Annotated in this window: 5 protein-coding genes; all 5 read left to right on the top strand. The window is 47.1% G+C overall.

All coding sequences use genetic code 11. The annotated features are described in order from the left end of the window. On the top strand, positions 1–100 hold a 100-nt coding region (locus B3D59_RS17780; protein ID WP_286822482.1), incomplete at its 5' end, for a 50S ribosomal protein L31. A gap of 77 nt (positions 101–177) precedes the next feature. Continuing rightward, positions 178–1,239, top strand: coding sequence for a peptide chain release factor 1 (gene prfA, locus B3D59_RS17775; RefSeq protein WP_286822481.1), 1,062 nt, complete (start codon positions 178–180; stop codon positions 1,237–1,239). 17 nt (positions 1,240–1,256) lie between these two features. Continuing rightward, a complete protein-coding gene (gene prmC, locus B3D59_RS17770) occupies positions 1,257–2,123 on the top strand; it encodes a peptide chain release factor N(5)-glutamine methyltransferase (RefSeq protein ID WP_286822480.1) in 867 nt (288 codons plus the stop codon). Positions 2,124–2,283: 160 nt separating this feature from the next. Continuing rightward, the gene (gene rpsB, locus B3D59_RS17765) at positions 2,284–3,153 is read left to right on the top strand and encodes a 30S ribosomal protein S2 (protein WP_286822479.1); all 870 of its coding nucleotides are present in this window, start codon (positions 2,284–2,286) and stop codon (positions 3,151–3,153) included. Positions 3,154–3,224: 71 nt separating this feature from the next. Then, positions 3,225–3,808 (top strand): translation elongation factor Ts (tsf, locus tag B3D59_RS17760; protein WP_286822478.1); only part of this gene is annotated, 584 nt, incomplete at its 3' end.

Here is a 3,808-nt window from a genome sequence, read left to right as displayed (position 1 = left end):
TCCTTTCTTTACAGGGAAACAGAAACTGGTCGATTCTGCCGGCCGTATTGATCGTTTCAAGAAAAAATATGCAGGATTTGACGCAAACAAGCTGGTTTAGCTGTTTTATCGACAGGTATGCAAAAGGGGTCTTGAATAAAGACCCCTTTTTGAATTTTCATCCGGGACAATTTGACCATGATTGAAAAATTAAAAGGCATTGAAGAACGATTCATAAAAATTGAGCATCTGCTCAGTGATCCCGGGGTCATGGCGGATCAGAAAAAGTACCAGGGATATCTCAAGGAACACGGTGAATTGAACAAGATTGTGCCGGTGTTTCGGGAATATGAGGGCGCAGAGGGAGAGCTTAAGGAGGCCAAAGAGCTTCTTAAGGACAGCGATCCCGACATCCGGGCCATGGCCAAGGAAGAGATCCCCGTACTTGAATCCAGAATTTCCCAGTTGCATGAACAAATTAACATTCTTTTGATGCCCAAAGATCCCCGGGATGAGAAAAACGTTATTTTGGAAATCCGGGCCGGCACTGGCGGTGAAGAAGCCGGCATTTTTACCGGTGACCTTTTCCGCATGTATTCAAGGTATGTCGAGTCCAAGCACTGGAAAATCGAAATCATTGAGAAGAATGATTCGGCTGCAGGGGGGTTCAAGGAAGTGGTTTCCATGGTGCAGGGCAAAGGCGCTTATTCCCAGTTCAAATATGAAAGTGGTATCCACAGGGTTCAGCGGGTCCCTGAAACTGAAACCCAGGGCCGTGTTCACACCTCTGCGGTGACCGTGGCCGTGCTGCCTGAAGCCGAAGATGTCGATATTGATATCAATCCTGCTGACCTGAAGGTGGATGTGTTCCGTTCTTCGGGGCCTGGCGGCCAGTCAGTAAATACCACGGATTCCGCTGTCCGCATTACCCATATCCCCACAGGCGTTGTGGCCACCTGCCAGGATGAAAAATCCCAGCATAAAAACAAGGCCAAGGCATTAAATGTTCTCAAGTCCCGTCTTTTGGATGCCAAGATTCAGGAAGAGGAGGCCAAACGGGCTGCGGACCGTAAAGGGCAGGTAGGTACAGGTGACCGGTCTGGTCGTATTCGCACCTATAATTTCCCCCAGGGGCGGATGACCGACCATCGTATCGGTCTGACCCTGTACCGGCTGGACAGTATCATGGAAGGCGATATCCAGGAAATTATCGATGCCTTGAGAGCGCACAACCAGGCCCTGGCATTGAAACATAATTAGTCTGGAATGGTTGATCTGTGAATGTCTGGAGCATAAAATCCATTCTTTCCTGGGCAGACACCTATTTTTCACAGCGTAGTGTTGACAGCCCTAGGCTTACAGCCGAAATCCTTTTGGCGCAGGCCCTGGGGCTGCGGCGTCTTGATCTTTACCTTCAGCATGACCGGCCTTTGGAAAAACAGGAACTTGCTGCGTTTAAAATTCTTATCCGGCGCAGGATTGCAAGGGAACCTGTGGCTTATATCACAGGCCACAAGGGTTTTTTTAAGGAGCAGTTTAGGGTTGCACCGGGCGTGCTCATTCCCAGGCCGGATACGGAGACTTTGGTGGAAACGGCTGTAGAAATACTGTCGGAAATGGAAGATTGCGGCAGGCAGGCCCGGGTGATAGAGCTTGGGGTTGGGTCGGGTGCAGTGATTATTTCCATTGCCAATGCCTGTAAAAGTCATCTCTATTTTGGAAGTGAACTCTCCTCGGCTGCACTTGCTGTGGCCTGCGCCAACGCCAAGTCATTTGCCCGGACCCCTGTGTCACTCTTTAGGGGAGACTGGCTTGCTGCTGTGGCGCCGCAGCCTCTGTTTGACCTGATTGTGTCAAACCCGCCTTATATCCCCAGTGCTGACATTGAATCCCTATCCCCGGAAATCAGGGATCATGAGCCCCGCCAGGCGTTGGATGGGGGCGTTGACGGCCTGGATGCCGTCAGAGTGATTCTTGCCCAGGCAGGAGACCGGCTTTTACCTTCCGGCCGTTTGATCCTTGAGATCGGTTTTGATCAGAAACCTTTGGTGAAAAGCCTTGTCCAAGGGTTTCCCTGGGTCACTGAGCTGGATTTTATCAAAGATCTTGCAGGACATCATCGGCTCGCTGTTTTTAAAAAATAAATTGATTGTTCCCTCTCTTTTTGATATATAAATTTGGATTTTGCTTTTGCAAATATATAACACACACTTGTGGACCTGTGATCCGGTGCTTTTTTAAAGTCGATTTCGGGGATGAGGCAAGTGGACGCACATTAAAAACCATTCAAAAACTGGAGAAAAAATGGCTTACATTACAATTAAAGAATTACTGGAAGCAGGGGTACATTTCGGACATCAGACCAAACGCTGGAACCCCAAAATGAAACGGTACATTTTCGGTGCCAGAAACGGAATCTATATTATTGATCTTCAGCAGACCGTTAAGTTGTACAGGCAGGCCCACGATTTCATTAAAAACATTGCTGCGAACGGTGGTGATGTGCTGTTTGTGGCTACAAAAAAACAGGCATCCGAAGCCATTTATGAAGAAGCCAACAGAGCTGAAAGTTTTTATGTTGAAAATCGGTGGTTAGGCGGCATGCTGACCAACTTCCAGACCATAAAAAACAATATTTCCCGCTTTCATTTTTTAAATTCCATTGAAAATGACGGTACGTTGGAAAATTATCCCAAAAAAGAACAGGCAAAAATGCTAAAGGATAAGGCAAAGCTTGAGTTTGCCATTGGCGGTATTTCAAATATGAAAAAGCTGCCCGCAGCCCTGTTCATTATTGACTCCAAAAATGAGACCATCGCCGTAAAAGAAGCAAAACGACTGGGTATCCCTATTGTCGCTGTGGTTGACACCAATTGTGACCCCGATGATATTGATTATGTCATTCCCGGCAACGATGACGCGATCCGTTCCATCCGTCTGTTTGCCTCCCGGATTGCCGATGCCGTAATTGAAGGTCATCAGATCTGGGAAGAGCGGCAGCGTGCGGATTCAGACAAGGAGGAAGGTACCGGTAAGACATCTGGCATTTCAGGAGAACAAATCGGTATTGAGGTTATTTCTGACGGTACGGACGGGCCTGTGATTGAGAAAATAAAAAGAAAAACAACTGCTGGGGAAAGTGCAGAAATTCAGGAACCTGTAGCTGCTGAATAACAGCCAGGGGCTGATCTGGTCTAAAAAAATAATTTAAGATTTTAAATATTCGAAACAAAGGAGCATATAAAATGGCAGAGATTACTGCACAAATGGTAAAGGAGCTTCGTGCTGCTACCGGCTCGGGAATTATGGACTGCAAAAGAGTCCTGGCCGAGGCCGATGGAGATATGGACAACGCAATCGATCTTCTGCGTAAAAAAGGCCTGGCTAAAGCAGCGAAGCGCGCAGGACGCTCCACCAGCGAAGGCATTATCTACTCCTACATTCATACCGGTGCAAAACTGGGTGTGCTGCTTGAAGTGAACTGCGAATCCGATTTCGTGGCAAAAACTGAAGATTTTGAAAAGTTTGCCAAAGATATTGCCATGCACATTGCTGCTGCCAACCCCGCCGGTCTTGTTCCCGAAGATGTGGATCAATCCGTTATTGAAAAAGAGCGTGAAATCTATCGTGCCCAGATGCTGGAAGAAGGAAAGCCCGAAAATATTATTGACAAAATCGTGGACGGCAAGGTGGAAAAATTTTATAAAGAAGTCTGCCTGTTAAGCCAGCAGTACATTAAAGATCCTCAGAAAACCGTTGAAGATGTTCTTAAAGAAACCATCGGAAAGATCGGCGAAAATATCCAAATTAAAAGATTTGCACGTTTCCA

The sequence above is a fragment of the Desulfobacter sp. UBA2225 genome (assembly GCF_002348205.1).
GTDB lineage: Bacteria > Desulfobacterota > Desulfobacteria > Desulfobacterales > Desulfobacteraceae > Desulfobacter > Desulfobacter postgatei.
The sequence above is the reverse complement of the archived record's forward strand: the minus strand, read 5'-3'. Positions and strand labels throughout refer to the sequence as shown.

Excerpts from the sequence above, each read along its gene's own strand:
- prfA (WP_286822481.1), top strand. The coding sequence starts at position 178 with ATGATTGAAAAATTAAAAGGCATTGAAGAACGATTCATAAAAATTGAG.
- rpsB (WP_286822479.1), top strand. The coding sequence starts at position 2,284 with ATGGCTTACATTACAATTAAAGAATTACTGGAAGCAGGGGTACATTTC.